This is a genomic window from Promicromonospora sp. NPDC023987 (genome assembly GCF_040639055.1).
GTDB lineage: Bacteria > Actinomycetota > Actinomycetes > Actinomycetales > Cellulomonadaceae > Promicromonospora.
This window is the reverse complement of the sequence record NZ_JBEZZF010000028.1, coordinates 45,804-64,076: the sequence shown is the minus strand read 5'-3', so window position 1 is coordinate 64,076 and position 18,273 is coordinate 45,804. Positions and strand designations below refer to the sequence as shown.

The 18,273-nt window shown below is 71.9% G+C and carries 12 protein-coding genes; 10 read left to right on the top strand and 2 right to left on the bottom strand.

All coding sequences use genetic code 11. From position 1 onward, the window contains the following. The first annotated feature begins 102 nt into the window (after window positions 1-102). From AB0F40_RS14390 to AB0F40_RS14370, 5 genes are all read left to right on the top strand, one after another. Window positions 103-1,110: an ABC transporter permease gene (locus tag AB0F40_RS14390; RefSeq protein WP_357468360.1), complete on the top strand. Its 1,008-nt coding sequence runs from the start codon at window positions 103-105 to the stop codon at window positions 1,108-1,110. A 56-nt stretch (window positions 1,111-1,166) separates the two neighbouring features. After that, window positions 1,167-2,069: an ABC transporter permease gene (locus AB0F40_RS14385; RefSeq protein WP_357468381.1), complete on the top strand. Its 903-nt coding sequence runs from the start codon at window positions 1,167-1,169 to the stop codon at window positions 2,067-2,069. After that, complete coding sequence (locus AB0F40_RS14380; protein ID WP_357468357.1) at window positions 2,066-3,811, top strand: ABC transporter ATP-binding protein; 1,746 nt, start codon at window positions 2,066-2,068, stop codon at window positions 3,809-3,811. Before AB0F40_RS14385 ends, AB0F40_RS14380 begins: the two co-directional genes overlap by 4 nt. 240 nt (window positions 3,812-4,051) lie before the next feature. Beyond that, on the top strand, window positions 4,052-5,536 hold the full coding sequence (rpsA, locus tag AB0F40_RS14375; RefSeq protein ID WP_357468354.1) for a 30S ribosomal protein S1: 1,485 nt from the start codon (window positions 4,052-4,054) through the stop codon (window positions 5,534-5,536). A gap of 190 nt (window positions 5,537-5,726) precedes the next feature. Continuing rightward, window positions 5,727-8,474, top strand: a complete 2,748-nt coding sequence (locus tag AB0F40_RS14370) for a tetratricopeptide repeat protein (RefSeq protein WP_357468351.1) — start codon at window positions 5,727-5,729, stop codon at window positions 8,472-8,474. Between the two features lie 17 nt (window positions 8,475-8,491). Here AB0F40_RS14370 and AB0F40_RS14365 read toward each other — a convergent pair whose 3' ends face one another. Next, on the bottom strand, window positions 8,492-10,381 hold the full coding sequence (locus AB0F40_RS14365) for an ABC transporter ATP-binding protein (protein ID WP_357468378.1): 1,890 nt from the start codon (window positions 10,379-10,381) through the stop codon (window positions 8,492-8,494). 260 nt (window positions 10,382-10,641) lie between these two features. Here AB0F40_RS14365 and AB0F40_RS14360 point away from each other — a divergent pair, with 260 nt between their 5' ends. Then, window positions 10,642-11,874 (top strand): cytochrome P450, encoded by a 1,233-nt coding sequence (locus AB0F40_RS14360; RefSeq protein ID WP_357468349.1) that lies wholly within the window; start codon window positions 10,642-10,644, stop codon window positions 11,872-11,874. Between the two features lie 24 nt (window positions 11,875-11,898). On the opposite strand, the gene AB0F40_RS14355 is transcribed toward AB0F40_RS14360, so the two are convergent. After that, window positions 11,899-12,966 carry a MerR family transcriptional regulator gene (locus AB0F40_RS14355; RefSeq protein ID WP_357468346.1) on the bottom strand — a complete coding sequence of 356 codons (1,068 nt, stop codon included), beginning with the start codon at window positions 12,964-12,966 and terminating at the stop codon, window positions 11,899-11,901. 135 nt (window positions 12,967-13,101) lie between these two features. Here AB0F40_RS14355 and coaE point away from each other — a divergent pair, with 135 nt between their 5' ends. From coaE to uvrB, 4 genes are all read left to right on the top strand, one after another. After that, window positions 13,102-13,731: a dephospho-CoA kinase gene (coaE, locus tag AB0F40_RS14350; protein ID WP_357468343.1), complete on the top strand. Its 630-nt coding sequence runs from the start codon at window positions 13,102-13,104 to the stop codon at window positions 13,729-13,731. A 44-nt stretch (window positions 13,732-13,775) separates the two neighbouring features. Then, window positions 13,776-14,462, top strand: a complete 687-nt coding sequence (locus AB0F40_RS14345; protein WP_357468340.1) for a pyroglutamyl-peptidase I — start codon at window positions 13,776-13,778, stop codon at window positions 14,460-14,462. A gap of 123 nt (window positions 14,463-14,585) precedes the next feature. Next, entirely contained in the window at window positions 14,586-15,959 is a 1,374-nt protein-coding gene (locus tag AB0F40_RS14340) for an FAD-dependent monooxygenase (protein WP_357468337.1), read from the top strand. A 44-nt stretch (window positions 15,960-16,003) separates the two neighbouring features. Continuing rightward, complete coding sequence (uvrB, locus tag AB0F40_RS14335) at window positions 16,004-18,121, top strand: excinuclease ABC subunit UvrB (RefSeq protein ID WP_357468334.1); 2,118 nt, start codon at window positions 16,004-16,006, stop codon at window positions 18,119-18,121. The last annotated feature ends 152 nt before the right edge of the window (window positions 18,122-18,273 follow it).

The following is an 18,273-nucleotide window of genomic DNA, read 5'->3' as shown; positions in this document are numbered from 1 at the left end:
GCGGCGGCTGCCGCGCCCCGACCGCTGTCCGGAGTCCTCCGCGGCAGGGCCACGAGCCCGGCCGCCGGAGTGACCGATGAATCGCATGTCTGTCGAGGAACGATGCTCAGACTGATTGTGCAGCGGCTGCTGCTCTTGATACCCCTCCTGCTGGGGCTTTCGATCTTGCTGTTCGGCTGGGTGCGCGCGCTGCCCGGCGGGCCGGTGCAGGCCATGCTGGGCGAGCGGTACACCCCCGAGGCCGCGGCGGAGATCGAGGCCCAGATGGGTCTCGACCAGCCGCTGCCCGTGCAGTACGGCAAGTACCTGCTCCAGCTCCTCCAGGGCGACTTCGGGGTGTCCCTCCAGAGCGGGCGCCCGGTGCTGGAGGAGTTCATCACCCGCTTCCCCGCCACCATCGAGCTCACCCTCGTGGCCCTGATCTTCGCGATCGGCATCGGTATCCCGCTCGGGTACGTCGCGGCGCGGCGGTCCGGGTCGATCGTCGACCACTCCGCCGTCGTGGTCTCGCTGATCGGCGTCACCGTGCCGGTGTTCTTCCTGGCCTTCATCCTCAAGTACCTGTTCGCCGTCGAGCTGGGCTGGTTCCCGACGACGGGCCGGCAGGACGTCACGATGATCGCCACCCACCCCACCAACTTCTACGTCCTGGACGGCCTGCTCACCGGCGAGTGGGACGCGGCATGGGACGCCCTGATGCACCTGGTCCTGCCCGGCGTCGCGCTGGGCACCATCCCGCTGGCGATCGTCGCCCGCATGACCCGCGCGGCGGTCTCCGAGGTGCAGAACGCGGACTACGTGCGCACCGCGCGTGCCAAGGGGATCAGGCCGGCGCGGCTACGCAACGAGCACATCCTGAAGAACGCGATGCTGCCGGTCGTCACCACGATCGGCCTGCAGGTCGGACTGCTGCTCAGCGGCGCGGTGCTCACCGAGACGGTGTTCGCGTTCAGCGGCATCGGTAGCTTCCTTGCCGACTCGGTGTTCGCCGCCGACTACCCGGTGATGCAGGGCTTCATCCTGTTGATCGCAGTGGTGTACGCCCTCGTGAACTTGATCGTCGACGTGTCGTACGGGCTGATCGACCCGCGGCTGAGGAGGCAGCAGTGAGTGCCAACGAGCTTCCTGTGACCGACGGCGCCGCAGCGGCGCCGCTCCATACGAGCATCCACGGCGACGGTCCTTCCGGCGCCGACCACGGCGGCGAGGGCGTCTGGGCGCGCGCGTGGCGCACCCTGCGCAAGAACCCCGTCGCCATCGTCGGCGGCGTGATCGTGGCGGTGTTCGTGCTCGTGGCGGTGCTGGCTCCGGTGCTGGCGCCGTACGGGGGCACCGAGCTGCCGGGCCGTGACCAGATCCGTCCCACGATGATCCCCGGCCCGTCGGCCGAGTTCCCGCTCGGTCTGGACCGCTACGGCGGCGACCTCCTGAGCAAGCTGATCTGGGGTGCGCGCGCCTCGCTGCTCGTCGGCATCCTTGCCACGCTGTTCGGCCTGACGGGCGGCCTGCTGCTCGGCCTGCTGGCCGGCTGGTTCGGCAAGTGGGTCGACTTCGCGATCATGCGCCTGGTGGACCTCATGCTCTCCGTGCCGTCGCTGCTCCTCGCGGTGTCGATCGCGGCGATCGCCGGTCAGTCGTCCATGGCGGTGATCGTCGCCATCGGTGTGGTGCAGATCCCGATCTTCGCCCGGCTCCTGCGCGGTTCGATGCTGGCGCAGAAGGGGCAGGACTACGTGCTCGCGGCGTCGGCCCTCGGTCTGACGCGCAGATCGGTGACCATGAGCCACGTGCTGCCGAACAGCGTGGGCCCGGTCATCGTGCAGGCCACGCTGAGCCTGGCCACCGCCGTGATCGAGGCCGCAGCGCTCTCCTTCCTCGGTCTGGGTGGCGGCGAGCCCTCCACCGCCGAGTGGGGCCGCATGCTGACGGCCGCGCAGCAGGAGCTCGCGGTCGCGCCGCGGCTGGCGATCCTGCCCGGTATCTGCATCGCCGTGACGGCGCTCGGCTTCACCCTCGTGGGCGAGAGCCTGCGTGAGGCCCTCGACCCCCGGAACAGGACCCGACGATGAGCGAATCCCCTGACAAGAAGACAGCCGAGGCCACCACCGTGGCAGCGGCCGAGGACGTCGTGCTGCGCGTCGAGGACCTGTGCGTCGACTTCCGTACGGAGCACGGCGCGGCGCGTGCAGTGTCGAACGCCAGCCTGACTGTCCGTCGCGGCCAGACGGTCGCGATCGTGGGCGAGTCCGGATCGGGCAAGACCACCCTGGCCATGGCGGTGCTCGGGCTGCTCGCGAGCAACGGCTCGGTGGCCGACGGTCACATCTGGTTCAAGGACGAGGACCTGGGCAGGGTGATCCCGCAGCGCATGGCGCAGCTGCGCGGCACGGAGCTCGGCCTCGTGCCGCAGGACCCGATGACCAACCTCGACCCCATCATGCAGATCGGCCGGCAGATCGACGCCGGCCTGATCGACAACGGCCTGCGTACCCGGCGGGACGCGCGGACCCGCACGGTCGAGCTGCTCGACGAGGTCGGCCTGCCTGACGCCCGGCAGCGGGCCGCCCAGTTCCCGCACGAGTTCTCCGGCGGCATGCGCCAGCGCGCGCTCATCGCCATGGGCCTGTCGGGCCGTCCGGCGCTGCTGGTGGCGGACGAGCCGACGTCGGCCCTCGACGTGACCGTGCAGCGCGGCATCCTGGACCAGCTCACCGCGCTGACCCAGGACCTGGGTACCGCTGTGCTGCTCATCACGCACGACCTCGGCCTCGCGGCCGAGCGCGCCGACACCGTGGTGGTCATGTACCGGGGCGACATCGTCGAGCAGGGTCCGGCCCGGCAGGTGCTCACCGCGCCGCAGCACGAGTACACCAAGCGCCTCATGGCGGCGGCGCCGTCGCTCGCCTCGCGCCGCATCGAGATCGCGCGGGAGCAGGGCCTCGACGAGGTGCTGGACGGCTCCCTGCTGGCCCACGGTGAGGACGCCGTCGCCGACGGCTCCGCGGAGCCCGACGTGCTGGTGTCCGTCAAGGAGGCGAGCAAGGTCTTCTCCATCCGGGGGCGCGGCCTGCTGTCCCGCAGCAAGGACTTCACCGCCGTGGACAGCGTGAGCCTCGACATCCCGCGCGGCTCCACCGTGGCGGTGGTGGGGGAGTCGGGCTCGGGCAAGTCGACGCTGGCGCGGATGATCCTCGACATCGAGAAGCCCACCTCCGGTTCGATCACGTTCGACGGCAACCTCGTCGGCGCGGGCAACCACCGGGACCAGATCGCCTACCGGCGCCGGGTCCAGCCCGTGTTCCAGGACCCCTACTCGTCGCTCGACCCGCTGTTCTCGGTGTTCCGGGCGATCGAGGAGCCGCTGCGCGCGCACGACTACGGGGACGCGACGGCCCGCCGCGCCCGCGTGGAGGAGCTCGCCGACCAGGTGGCGCTCAGCAAGGGTCAGCTGCAGCGGTTCCCCTCCGAGCTGTCCGGCGGGCAGCGGCAGCGGGTGGCGATCGCCCGCGCCCTCGCGCTGTCGCCGGAGCTCGTGGTGTGCGACGAGGCGGTCTCGGCCCTCGACGTCGTGGTGCAGGCACAGATCCTGCAACTGCTCGCCGGCCTCCAGGAGGACCTGGGGCTCACCTACCTCTTCATCACGCACGACCTCGCCGTCGTGCGGCAGATCGCCGACCGCGTGCTGGTGATGCAGGAGGGCCGCGTGGTGGAGGAGGGGAGCGTCGACTCGGTCTTCGACTCGCCCAGCACGGCCTACACGCGGGCCCTGCTCGACGCGATCCCTGGCAAGGACCTGGAGCTCGCCCTCTGACACCTCCGCGCCGTGCCGAGCGTCGCCCGAGCGTCGCTCGGCACACGGTAGTCCCGCACCGGTATCCTGAGGTTCGCGCCGCCCTGGCTCACGTTGACCAGGGCGCTGCGACGCCACTAGGATGACTGGCGGTGCCGTGCGCCTTTTGGCGACCATCGGCACCGCATCGGCCGAGCACAAGCAGAGCTCAAACAGACCCTGTCCTTACTACGCCATGTCCGCATCGGAGCATCGAACTCAATGACCATCTCCACCCCTGCGAAGTCCGCACCCCAGGTTGCCGTCAACGACATCGGCACCGAGGAGGACTTCCTTGCTGCCATCGACGCCACCATCAAGTACTTCAACGATGGTGACATCGTCGAAGGCACGATCGTCAAGGTGGACCGCGACGAGGTCCTTCTCGACATCGGCTACAAGACCGAGGGTGTCATCCCGTCCCGGGAGCTCTCGATCAAGCACGACGTCGACCCTGGCGAGGTTGTCGCCGTCGGTGACGCCGTCGAGGCCCTGGTCCTCCAGAAGGAGGACAAGGAAGGCCGCCTGATCCTGTCCAAGAAGCGCGCACAGTACGAGCGCGCCTGGGGCACGATCGAGAAGATCAAGGAAGAGGACGGCGTCGTCACCGGCACCGTCATCGAGGTCGTCAAGGGCGGCCTCATCCTCGACATCGGCCTGCGCGGCTTCCTCCCCGCCTCCCTCGTGGAGATGCGTCGTGTCCGCGACCTCCAGCCGTACGTCGGCAAGGAGATCGAGGCCAAGATCATCGAGCTCGACAAGAACCGGAACAACGTCGTGCTCTCGCGCCGTGCCTGGCTCGAGCAGACGCAGTCCGAGGTCCGCTCCACCTTCCTGCAGACCCTGCAGAAGGGCCAGGTGCGCCCGGGTGTCGTCTCCTCGATCGTCAACTTCGGTGCGTTCGTGGACCTCGGCGGCGTCGACGGTCTCGTCCACGTCTCGGAGCTGTCCTGGAAGCACATCGACCACCCGTCCGAGGTCGTCGAGGTCGGCCAGGAGGTCACCGTCGAGGTGCTCGACGTCGACTTCGACCGCGAGCGTGTCTCCCTGTCGCTGAAGGCGACGCAGGAGGACCCGTGGCAGACCTTCGCCCGTACGCACGCCATCGGTCAGGTCGTGCCGGGTAAGGTCACCAAGCTCGTCCCGTTCGGCGCGTTCGTCCGCGTCGAGGACGGCATCGAGGGCCTGGTCCACATCTCGGAGCTGGCCGTGCGCCACGTCGAGCTGCCGGAGCAGGTCGTCACCGTCGGTGCCGAGGTGTTCGTCAAGGTCATCGACATCGACCTGGAGCGTCGCCGCATCTCGCTGTCGCTCAAGCAGGCCAACGAGGGCGTGGACCCGGAGTCCGAGGACTTCGACCCCGCGCTGTACGGCATGGCCGCCGAGTACGACGAGGCCGGGAACTACAAGTACCCGGACGGCTTCGACCCGGAGACCAACGAGTGGCTCGAGGGCTTCGAGACCCAGCGCGAGGCGTGGGAGGCGGAGTACGCCAAGGCGCACGAGCGCTGGACCGCGCACCGCAAGCAGGTCGCCGAGGCGATCGCCGCGGACACCGAGGCGCCGGCCGACGCCCCGGCCGCGGCCCCGGCCGGCGGTGGCGGCGGTAGCACCACCTACTCCTCGGCTCCGGTCGAGGAGGTCGGCGGCACGCTGGCTTCGGACGAGGCGCTCGCCGCGCTCCGCGAGAAGCTCACGGGCAACTGAGCTGAGCTCATCGACGACCCGTCGCCCCTTCGGGGGCGGCGGGTCGTCGTCGTTTTCAGGATGCGGTGCGAGATGTCGGCCTGTTTCCCATTTCAGGCTGCTGACCTGCAGAAACACGCGCTCCTGATGCTTGTGCATATATCACGGGCTCGCTGGCCAGGACGGCCGTAGTGCTGTTTGATAACTCCCCATGAGCCGACTCGGACCCGACGAGACGCGGGGCACGGGCCCGGCTGCTCTGCTCGCGCCCGAGCACGGCGTGGTGCCGTTCACGGGCCGAGGGCGGGAGCTGGCGGAGCTGCGGTCGTGGGCACGGTCGCGTGAGCCGGTCGCGCTGCGGCTGCTGAGCGGGCTCGGTGGGGTCGGCAAGACGCGGCTGGCGCTCGAGCTCGGCCGGCGGCTGCGGCGGACGGGGTGGACGGTGGTCCACGTCCCGGTGGGCCAGGAGGCGGCCGCACTGTCCCGCGTCGTAGGGGCGCGGCGCGTGCTGCTCGTCCTGGATACCGCCGGATGCCGGCCCGGCCTCACCGCGATGCTCGACGCCATCGGGGCGGGTCCGTGGCGCGGCCGCCTGCGGATCCTGTGTATCGCCCGCACCGGCGGGCAGTGGTGGCGGCGGGAGCGGTGGACCAGCACACTGTGGGCCGAGCAGACTCCGCCGGTCACCCACATGGCGCTTGATCCCGCTCCGGACCGGGCACCGGACGTGACGTTCGACTCCGCGCTCGGCGTGGCGGTCGAGCGACCGGATGACGTCCCCGCGCTCCTGGACGGCGTAGCCGCCCGGTTCGCGAGGAAGCTGGGCAAGCCGGTGCCGCGCATCCGGTTCGAGCCGACGCCGGGCCTGCGCCTCCGCGCGCTCGACCTGCACGCCACCGCGCTGGCCGCGGTGCTCGACGGTGGGCGCGAAGCGGTGGATCCGGCAACCGCTCTGGGCGTCGTGCTCGATCACGAGCGCGGCGGTTGGGTGCGTTCGGCCACCGCGGCGGGGCTCGTGGCGGGGGCCGGCGGTACGGCCGAGGCCGCGCTGGCGGCGGCGACGCTGCTGGGGGACAGCTCGGACGACGGCCTGCGTGCCGCGCTACGCTGCGCGGGCGTCGACCCCGGCAGGCAGACGCCAGAGGCCGTCGGCTGGCTCCGCGCCCACCTGTTCCGGGTGCCACGCCTGGCCGAGCTGTTCGTGGCGCGGGTCCTGGCGGAGTCGGACGAGCTGATCGACGCGTGCACGAGCGACCTGGAGCAGGGGCAGGCGTGCAAGGTGCTGGAGGCGGCGACGCGGATGAGCCTGGACCGGCCCGCCGCGAAGCGGGACGTCACCGGGGAGCTGATCGCGGTCGCCGTGTCCGCGCTGCCGGACCAGCAGCCGAAGGACCTGGCGTGCCTGATGCGGGTGGCGCGCCGCCTACCGCGTTCGGCGGGTCCGCTCGCCGCACCGGTGCTGGACCGGCTCACGCACCGCATCGCGGACCTCGCCCGGGCCGGGGACGACGACGCGGTGCGCGCGGAGGCGCTGGCTGATCTCGGCCTCGTGCTGGTCGCCGAGGGCGACGCCGACGCCGCAGTGGTGCTCCTGCGGGAGGCGGTAGGCCTGTGGCGTCGCCTCGCACTCACCGACGAGGACCGGTACCGGCCGCCGCTGTGCAGCGCCCTGAACAATCTCGGGACGGGCTACTGGGCGGTCGGTAGGCACGACGACGCGCTCGCCGTCCAGGAGGAGGTCGTCGCGCTGTGCGGCGGGTTCCCGCAAGGCGACGCTCCATGGGCCGACGCCGAGCACGCACGCGCCCTGCAGAACGCAGGGGTGTCCCTGACGGAGCTCGGTCGCACGGGCGAGTCCGAGGCGGCGCAGCGGGCCTCGCTCGACATCTACCGGCGCCTGGCAGAGGGCGACCCCGTCCAGTACGAGCCGCACGTCGCGGCGGTGCTGGGCAACTTCGAGGCCCTGACCGAGAGCGGCCGTCCGGAGGAGGCGCTGCCCGCCAACGCGGAGGCCGTCGCGATCCGGCGCCGGCTGGTCGAGGCCCGCCCCGAGCACCTCGGTGAGCTGGCGTGGTCGCTCGGCCAGCTCGGTACCACTCTGGAGGCCCTGGGGCGCTCCGAGGAGGCGGAGTCGGTGCTCGTCGAGTCGCTGGGCCTCCAGCGGCGGCTCGCGAAGGTGAACGAGCAGGGCACGCGCCCGGAGCTGGCCAGCGCGCTGTCGGCGCTCGGCGCCCTGTACTCGACCACTGGTCGTGCGGACGAGTCGCTCCGGCTGGAGCGGGAGGCGCTCAAGATCCGGCGAGTGCTGGCCGGCGAGCACCCCGACCGGTACATGCACTACCTCGCGCACTCCCTGTCGAACCTCGGTGTCACCTATGCGCGGCGGGGCCGATACGACGACGCGGTCCTTCTCGAGGAGGAGGCCCTCGCGATCCGCCGTGGGCTCGCGTCGCAGAACGTGCGGTCGCTGAAGTTCCTCGCCCAGTCGCTGTCCAACCTGGGCGTGCGATACGCCGACCTCGGCCGGTTCGAGGAGGCGCTGTGCCCTACGCAGGAAGCTGTCGACATGCTGCGGGGCCTCGTGCGCGACCAGCCGGAGAAGTACCGCAGCGGGCTCGCTGAGGCGCTCGCCAACCTCGGGGCCACCATGCTCGACCTGGACAGGCCGAACGAGGCGCTGCGGCCCATGCGCGAGGCCGTCGCGATGCGTCGCCAGCTCGTGCTCGAGAACCCGGACAAGCACCGGCCGGAACTGGCGCTCGTCGTCTCCAACCTGGCCAGCGCGCTCAGCGCCGTCGGGGAGAACTTCGCGGCGCTGGGCCTCGCGCACGAAGCGGTGGACATACGGCGCCGGCTCGCCGCCGACCTGCCCGAGCGGTACGGTTCCGAGCTGGAGCGGTCGCGCGCCGTCCTGGCCCGGATCGAGGCGGCGATCGAAGACCCCGCCGCGGCGCGGTAGCCGAGCACCCGCTCGGCTCAGGAGGACTCCGCGAACTGGGTGCGGTACAGGTCGGCGTACAGGCCCCCGGCGGCGATCAGCTCGGCATGCGTGCCCGACTGGGCCACCCGCCCGTCGTCGAGCACCACTATGCGGTCCGCCGCGCGGACCGTGGACAGCCGGTGCGCGATGACCAGGGACGTCCGCCCGGCCAGCGCCTGGTCGAGCGCGGCCTGCACCGCGGCCTCGGACTCCGAGTCGAGGTGCGCGGTCGCCTCGTCGAGCACCACGACGTCGGGCGCCTTCAGCAGGAGGCGGGCTATCGCGAGCCGCTGGCGCTCGCCCCCGGAGAGCCGGTAGCCGCGGTCGCCCACCACGGTCTCCAGACCCTCGGGCAGCCGGTCGACCAGGTCCCAGATGCGCGCCTGGCGCAGCACCCGCTCGAGGTCGGCGTCGGTCGCCTCCGGACGCACGAACCGCAGGTTCGCCGCCATCGTGTCGTGGAACAGGTGCGCGTCCTGGGCGACGACGCCGATCGTGGCCCGCAACGACGCGAAGGTCACGGAGCGCAGGTCGGTCCCGGCGATGCGTACCGCGCCCGACGTCGGGTCGTACATGCGGCTGACGAGCTGCGACACCGTGGTCTTGCCCGCGCCGGACGGGCCGACGAGGGCCACCATCGAGCCGGCGGGGACCTCGAACGAGACGTCGTGCAGCGTGTCGGCCGTCGGGTCCTTGCGCTGACCCGCCACCGACTCCAGCGAGGCGAGCGACACCTCCTCGGCCCGCGGGTACCGGAACGTCACCCCCGCCAGCGAGACGGACGCACCCCGCGCGGCGACGACGGCCCGCAGGTCGACGGCGTCCGGCTTCTCGGCCACCGACGGCTCCAGGTCCAGGACCTCCAGCACCCGCTCGAACGACACGAGTGCCGTCATCACGTCGACCTGGACGTTCGCCATGGCCGTCAGCGGCCCGTACAGCCGCGTGAGGTAGGTCGCGAGCGCCACGACCGTGCCGACCGTGAGCTCGCCCGCGATCGCCTGCAGGCCGCCCAGCCCGTACACGCCCGCCACGGCCAGCGACGCGATGGCCGACAGCCCCACCCGGAACCACGTCCCGAGCAGCGCGGTCCGGACGCCCAGGTCACGGCGCTCGCGGGCGGGGCCGGCGAACCGCTCGGACTCGGTGGCCGGGTCGCCGAAGACCTTCACGAGGTGCGCGCCGGACACGTTGAACCTCTCGTTCATGACCTGGCCGAGGTCGGCGTCGACCTCCATGCCACGGCGGGTCAGTACGGCCAGGCGGCGGCCGAACCAGCGGGCCGGGAACACGAACAGGGGGACCAGCGCGAGAGCGCCGAGCGTGAGCTCCCACGACATGGTGAACATGGCAGCGAGCGTGAACGCGATGGTCAGGGTGTTGGAGACCACCGTCTGCAGGGTCGACGTGAAGGCGCGCTGAGCGCCGAGCACGTCCCCGTTGAGGCGCTGCACCAGGGCGCCGGTACGCGCGCGGGAGAAGAAGGCGAGGGGCATGCGCTGCACGTGGTCGAACACCGCGACCCGCAGGTCCAGGATGAGCCCCTCACCGACCTGGGACGAGACGAGCCGGTCCGCGACGGACAGGCCGGCGGCCAGGATCGCGAGCAGCGCGGCGGCGCCGGCCAGCAGCACGACCAGGCGGGTGTCGCCGTCGACGATGCCGTGGTCGATGATCCGCTGGAACAACAGCGGCGTGGCGGCGCCCGCAGCGGCCTCCAGGGCCAGGATCAGCACGAACACGACGAGCCGGCCCCGGTAGGGACGGGCGAAGCTCGCGATGCGCCGTAGCGTGGCCCACCCCAGGCGCTGGTGGGCGACCGCGCCGTCCTGCGTGAACGACCGCATCGCGCGGCCTCCGCCCATGCTCCCGCCGCCACCGTGCATGCTCACGGTTGCATGGTCCCACGGGCCGCGGCACCGGCCGGCACCGGCCGGCACCGGCCGGCCCGGGCAGCTGCCGGGGCACTCGCCGCCGTCGGGCGCGCAAAGACAGCCTGAACGTAGCGGGTCGACCGGGGGTGACCTGGACCACACGGGTGTTACGTGTTCTCCACAGGCCGTGATAGAAACCCACGATCGGGCGTCTATGCAGGTCGCCCCATACTTCGGTGGATGATTCGATGAATATCGACGGGTGGAGGGCCATGTCTGACCTGGAACCGCAGCGGAGCGGAGGTCGTGTGGCGCTGGTCGATCTGACCGGCGCCGAGGACATGACCGCGGCACTGCGGAAGCTGCAGGACCAATGGGGCCCGGTCGCCCCCGTGGACCTGGAGCCGGGCGTGCCGGGCTGGCTCGTGCTGGGGCATGCCGAGGTCATGGAGGTGATGCGCACGGAGAGCGTCTTCGCCAGGGACCCGCGGCACTGGAAGGAGCGGCTGCCGCTGGAGTCGACCCTGCACGCCATCCTCTCCCCGGCCGGCCGGCGAGCGTTGTACTACGCGGACGGCGCGGACCACCGGCGGCTGCGGCTCCCGGTGGACGAGGCGTTCTCCGGCATCGACGAGGCGCAGACGGCCGCCCTCGTGCGCGGGGTCTGCAGCCGGCTCATCGACTCGTTCGCCGCCCAGGGCCGCGCCGAGCTGATCGGCGGGTACGCGGCGGCGGTGTCGTTCCTTGCGGTGTCGGGCATGTTCGGGTTCGACGAGCGGCAGGGCATCGCCCTGCTGCGCTGCGCGAGCGGCGTGTTCGGGCACGGTGGCGACTCGGTGTCGGCGCTGGCCACCATGGACCAGATAGTCCTGGACCACGTGCTCGCGACCCGGGAGAACCCCGGGCCGAACCTGACCGCGCGCCTCGTGGAGCACCCGAGCTTCGAGGACGACACGGAGATCGTGCACTCCATGGTGGTCGCGATCTGCGCGGCCAACGAGATGCTCGTGACCTGGATAGCGGCCACGCTGCGCCGCATGCTCATCGACCCCCGGTACACCGGGCGCGTCACGGGCGTGCGCCGCGGCCTGGACGACGCGATGGACGAGACCCTGTGGAGCGAGCCGCCGGTCGCGAACCTGCCCGCCCGGTACGCCGTGACGGACTGCACGCTCGGCAAGGTGCGGATCCGGGCCGGGGACGCGATCGTGATGGGCGTCGCCGCCGCGAACAACGACCCGCGCGTGCGCACCGCCGACGACCTGTTCGAGGCGGGCAACCGGTCGCACCTGTCGTTCGGCGTCGGGCCGCACGCCTGCCCCGCGCGGCGGCCGGGACGGCTCGTGGTGAAGATCGCCGTGGAGAGCCTCATGGAGCGCCTCGACCTGCGCCTCACCGATCCCGACGTGACCTGGGCGCCATCGCCCTGGTCGCGGTACCCGGCCGTCCTGCCCGTGGTGTTCACGTCCGAGCGGCAGGCCGCCCGCACGCCGACCCGCGTCTGACGGTCGGCCTGCGGCGGCACGATCTCAGGCGCGGGTGTCGGACCGGTGCGCGGCGAGGATGGCCTCGGACAGCCAGGGGCCGAGCGTCGACAGGTGCCCCGGCGCTCCCGCCGCGCCGGGCGCGGACGCAGCCTCGAGCTCGGCGTCCGGCGGGGCCGCGCCGTTGATCGTGGCGACCAGGGCGAGGTATCTCCCGTGGGTCGCCGTGTAGCCCGGGTCGTGGAGCGACTCGTGAGCTATGCGGTCGACCTGCGGGAAGCCGGCGGCGAGCCGCTCCCAGAGCTCGTCGTCCAGGGACGCGCCGAGGGCGGCAGCGGTCTGGTGCACGAGCTGCGCGGCGAGCCCGCGCGCGTGCGGGTCGTCGGCGGAGAGCCCGGCGGCGTGCGCCGCCATGAGCTTCGGCACCACGTCCTGGCCGGCCGAGCTGATGAGGTCCTGGACCGGTGCCGCGCCGATCGCGGCGCCGGGCCAGGTCGCGTAGGTCTCCTGCAGGTAGGACCGGGTGGCCGCGCGGAACGCGGGATCCTGCACGAGGTCCGCCAGCGTGGTCCAGGCCTCCAGCTGCGCGGCGGTCGGGTCGGCCGGGAGCCGCGGGCGGAGCGAACCGAGGCGGGCCGCGTCGTCAGCCGTCAGGTCGGCGCTCACCTCCTGCCAGAAGCCCTCGACCAGTCGTTCGCGCTCAGCGTCCGGCATGGCGACGAGCTTGCCCAGCAGGCCGATGCGGCGCCCCGGGTCCTGCTCGCGCACGAGCGCCCGCAGCACGGCCCGCCTGGCCCGCAGGTCGCTCTCCTGGCGCTCGACGACGTCCAGGTGCTCGGCAAGGACGTAGTGCAGGGTGGCCTCGCCCGCCAGCACCCGGCGGATCTGCTCGAGCCCGGTGCCCAGCTCGCGCATCGTGCGGATGAAGTCGAGCCTCGCGATCGCCTCGATCCCGTAGAGCCGGTGGCCCGCGGGCGTGAGGTGGGTGGCGGCGACGATGTCCTCGTCGGAGTAGAACCGGATCGCACTCACGCTCAGGCCGGTCCGGCGCGCGACGTCGCCGATCGGGTACAGGTCGTCGACGGGGTGCGCGGGGTCATGTGTGGTGGTCATGCGTTCACCCTGGAGTCTCACGTCGCTTGAGGTGCAAGGCTTGAGGTGCAAGCCCTGTGGCCGGGCGGGCACCGCTGCCCGCCCGGGTCGAGAGTAGCCTGGACGTGCCGAACGACCCCGACCTCTGAGGACCACATGTTCCGCATCGGACTGACCGGAGGGATCGCGGCGGGCAAGTCGGTCGCGACAGCGCACCTGGCCGAGCTCGGCGCCGTCGTCGTCGACCACGACCTGCTGGCCCGGCAGGCAGTGGCACCCGGGTCGGTGGGCCTGGCCGAGATCGTCGAGGCGTTCGGCGACGTCGTCCTGACGCCGGACGGCAGTCTCGACCGGCCCGGTCTCGGCGCCCTGGTCTTCGCCGACGCCGCCGCCCGGAGCCGCCTGAACGACATAGTGCACCCCGAGGTCCGCCGGCTGTCGGCGGAACAGGAGGCCAGGGCCGCTGCCGCGGACCCGGCCGCCGTCGTCGTGCACGACATCCCGCTGCTCGTCGAGACCGGGCAGGCCGGCCACTTCCATCTGGTCGTGGTGGTGCACACCCCCGCTGAGCAGCGCGTACGCCGCCTCGTGGAGGGCCGTGGGCTGAGCGAGGACGCCGCACGCTCCCGGCTCGCGTCCCAGGCAGGCGACGACGAGCGGCTCGCCGCCGCCGACTTCACCCTGGACGGTTCGGGGAGCGAGGACGACCTGCGCGCCCAGGTGGATACCCTGTGGCAGCGCGTGGCCGCGGAGGTCGCGCAAGAGGCGGAGGCAGACTCCGCGTGATCCGGCCGGCGTGATCCGTACGGTCCGGGTGAGGAGCGTACGAGATGAAGGTCTTGGTCACAGGGTTCGAGCCGTTCGGCGGCGACGCCGTCAACGCGTCCGCGGAGGCGGTCGAGGCACTCGCCGCACGCTGGGCTGGGCCGGAGGAGCTCGTCACAGCGGTGCTCCCGGTCGTGTTCGACCAGGTCCGCTCGGCGGACGGACTCCTGCTGCGGCTGCTGGACGACCACGCGCCCGACGTCGCCGTCGCCGTGGGCCTCGCCGCCGGCATCACCCAGGTGCGGGTCGAGCGGGTGGCGGTCAACCTCATGGACGCCGGGATCCCCGACAACGGGGGAGCCCAGCCGATCGACGCCCCCGTGGCCGACGGCGGCCCCGCCGCCCGGTTCGCGACCCTCCCGGTCAAGGCCGCCGCCGCCGCGGTGCGCGCGGCCGGGATCCCCGCGGGCGTCACCTACAGCGCCGGGACGTACGTCTGCAACGCCAGCTTCTACGCCCTGCAGCACGCGCTGGCGGAGCGGCCGGGCGTGCTGTCGGGCTTCGTCCACGTGCCGCGCACCACGGAGGAGGTCGGGGGCGAGGCAGCGACCTCCGCGCTGTCCGACGGCGGCGAGCCGCACCTTCCGCTCGAGGCGCTCGCCGACGCACTGGAGATCGTGGTGCGCACCGCGCTCGCCGCTGCCCGTGGCGAGCTGGTGGAGCAGGCAGAGACCGCCGGCACGCTGCACTGACGTCGAGGGTCTTGCCGCCGGGCGGGTGCTGGTCGAGAATCGGGCCGAACGGACATTACGGCCGGACGTGACGGTCGACGCAGACCGGGTCGGCGCTCGCCGGTCGGGGAGGGGTGGTGGCACGTGGGTAACGGGCAGCAGGGCATCGGCGACGGTAGCGGGCACGCGGTGGTCGTCGGGGGGAGCATCGCGGGGCTGCTCGCGGCGGTGGTGCTCGCGGGGCACGCCGGGCGGGTGACGCTCGTCGAGCGCGACCGGTACCCCGACCGGCCCGAGCCGCGCAAGGGCGTGCCGCAGAGCAAGCACACGCACCTCCTGCTGGAGAGCGGGCTGGTGGCGATGGAACGGTTCCTGCCAGGTCTCGGGGCGGAGCTGGTCGCCTCCGGCGCGCGGCAGGTCAGGTCGCCCACCGACTACCTGCAGCACATGCGCGGCCGCTGGTTCAGCCGGGGGCTCGCGACGTCCACGACGCTGTGCCTCACCCGGCCCCTGCTGGAGCACGGGGTACGTGCCCGCGTCCTGGCGCACCCGAGGATCACCGCCGTGCAGGGGACCGACGTCGTCGGGCTGACCGGGTCCGCCGAGCGCGTCACCGGCGTCCTGCTGCGCGAGCGCGGCGGCCGGCGGGCCGACGGCGAGCCCACGGCGCTCGCCGCCGACCTGGTGGTCGACGCCGCCGGGCGCTCCTCGCGCACGCCCGAGTGGCTGCGACGGCTCGGCGCCGCTGGGCCGACCGAGGACCGGGTCGAGTCCGGCATGGGCTACGTCACCCGGGTCTACCGCGACGGCTCGGACGGCGCGCTGACCGACGCCCGGCTCGTGTACCTGGTGGGCGAGACGATGGGCGCGGTGATCGTCCCGGTGGAGCCGGAGGGCACCCACATGATCACCTTCGCCACTCCTCGGGGCGAGGCGCTGCCGACCGAGCCCGCGGCGTTCGAGGCGCTGGCCGACCGCCAGCCGCACCCCCTGGTGCGGCAGTGGCTGGACAAGGCAGAGCCGGTCTCCCCGGTGTTCGGGTACCTCCGCACGGAGAACGTGCGCCGGGCGTACGACCGGGTGGTCCCCGACGGCCTGCTGGTGACGGGCGACGCGCTGTGCGCGCTGAACCCGGTGTTCGGGCAGGGCATGTCGACGGCGGCCCTCGACGCCGTCGCCCTCGACGAGAGCCTCGCCGCCGGGCGCGCGAACCGCCCGACGCAGTCCGCGCTGCAGGAGGCCTCGGCCCAGGCCTGGGCCATCGCCACGGGAGCTGACAAGGTACGCCCGGGAGTCACGGGCAACGCGGCGCACCGTTCCGTCCGGGACCGGTTCACGGGCTGGTACTTCGGCAGGGTGCAGGAGCGGTGCGGGGTGAACCCGGAGGTCCAGGCCACGTTCCGGCGGGTGCTGGCGCTCCTGGCGCCGCCGACCGCGCTGTTCCGTCCGGTCGTGGTCCGGTCGGTGCTCTTCGAGAAGGGGGCGTCGCCCGACGCCGCGGCACCGCTCTGGCTGTGAGGTGACCGCGCGGGACTGTCAGTGGTCGGTCGTACCGTAGTCACATGCGACCCGTGACCGATCTGCAGCGCACGGTGGCCCCTTTCGAGGTCATCTCCGAATACGAGCCGGCAGGCGACCAGCCGACCGCGATCGCCGACCTGACCGAACGCGTCCAGGCGGGCGAGAAGGACGTGGTGCTGCTCGGCGCCACGGGTACCGGCAAGTCGGCGACGACGGCCTGGCTCGTCGAGAAGCTGCAGCGACCGACCCTCGTCATGGCCCCCAACAAGACCCTGGCCGCGCAGCTCGCCACGGAGTTCCGGGAGCTGCTGCCGAACAACGCGGTCGAGTACTTCGTGTCGTACTACGACTACTACCAGCCCGAGGCGTACATCGCGCAGTCGGACACCTACATCGAGAAGGACTCCTCGATCAACGACGAGGTGGAGCGGCTCCGGCACTCCGCAACGTCGTCGCTGCTCACCCGGCGTGACGTCATCGTGGTGGCCTCGGTCTCGTGCATCTACGGCCTGGGCACGCCGCAGGAGTACGTGGACCGGATGGTCCGGCTCGACGTGGGCGACGTCGTGGAGCGCGACCAGCTGCTGCGCCAGTTCGTGACCATGCAGTACACGCGCAACGACATGTCGTTCACGCGAGGCACGTTCCGGGTGCGCGGCGACACCGTCGAGATCATCCCGGTGTACGAGGAGCTCGCGATCCGGATCGAGATGTTCGGCGACGAGATCGAGTCGATCCAGACGCTGCACCCGCTCACCGGCGACGTGGTGCGCACCGAGCAGTCGATCTACGTGTTCCCGGCCACGCACTACGTGGCGGGTCCGGAGCGCATGGAGCGCGCCATCGGCGGCATCGAGAAGGAGCTGGAGGAGCGCCTGGCCGAGCTGGAGAAGCAGGGCAAGCTCCTGGAGGCGCAGCGCCTGCGCATGCGCACCACGTACGACATCGAGATGATGCGCTCGATCGGCACGTGCAGCGGCATCGAGAACTACTCGATGCACATCGACGGCCGCGAACCCGGCACCGCGCCCAACACGCTGCTCGACTACTTCCCCGAGGACTTCGTGCTCGTCATCGACGAGTCCCACCAGACGGTGCCCCAGATCGGTGCCATGTACGAGGGCGACGCGTCCCGCAAGCGTGCGCTCGTCGACCACGGCTTCCGGCTGCCGAGCGCCATGGACAACCGCCCGCTGAAGTGGGAGGAGTTCACCGAGCGCATCGGGCAGACGGTCTACCTGTCGGCCACTCCCGGCGACTACGAGCGCTCGCTGTCCGACGGCGTCGTGGAGCAGGTGATCCGTCCCACCGGGCTGATCGACCCCGAGATCGTCGTCAAGCCGACGACCGGGCAGATCGACGACCTGCTCGGCGAGATCCGCGACCGGGTGGACCGGAACGAGCGCGTGCTCGTGACCACACTGACCAAGAAGATGGCCGAGGACCTCACCGACTACTTCCTGGAGCGCAACGTGCGGGTGCGCTACCTGCACTCCGACGTGGACACGCTGCGCCGCGTCGAGCTCCTGCGCGAGCTGCGGCTCGGCGAGTACGACGTGCTGGTGGGCATCAACCTGCTGCGCGAGGGCCTGGACCTGCCCGAGGTGTCCCTGGTGGCGATCCTCGACGCCGACAAGGAGGGCTTCCTGCGCTCCGGGCGGTCCCTCATCCAGACCATCGGCCGCGCGGCCCGTAACGTCTCCGGCCAGGTCCACATGTACGCGGACAAGATCACCCCGGCCATGCGCATGGCGATCGACGAGACCACCCGGCGTCGTGAGAAGCAGGTCGCCTACAACACCGAGCGCGGCCTGGACCCGCAGCCGCTGCGCAAGAAGATCGCGGACGTCACCGACATGCTCGCCCGTGAGGACCTGGACACCCAGGAGCTCCTGGCCGGCGGGTACCGGAACGCCCGCAAGGCGAAGGGCGAGGGCCGGGCGGGTGCCCGCGTTCCCGGCTCGCCGAAGGAAGGCGCGACGTCGGGTAACCGGCTGGCCGGTGCCGCGGCGAGCGAGCTGGCGGAGCTCATCCAGGAGCTCACCGACCAGATGCACGCGGCGGCCGCCGAGCTGCAGTTCGAGGTGGCGGCCAGGCTGCGGGACGAGATCTCGGGGCTCAAGAAGGAGCTGCGGCAGATGCAGGCGGCGACGGCGTAGCCCCCACCCGTGCGGCCGGGCCGGCCGGGTGCGGTGTCCTACGTCATGTTCGGGAACAAACCTGGCGTCCCGTATGCTTCCCTCCGTTGGAGGGGAGTACCTCGAAACGGCTTGGTCGTCATCACAGCTGCCGATGACGTCAGCTCGGCCTG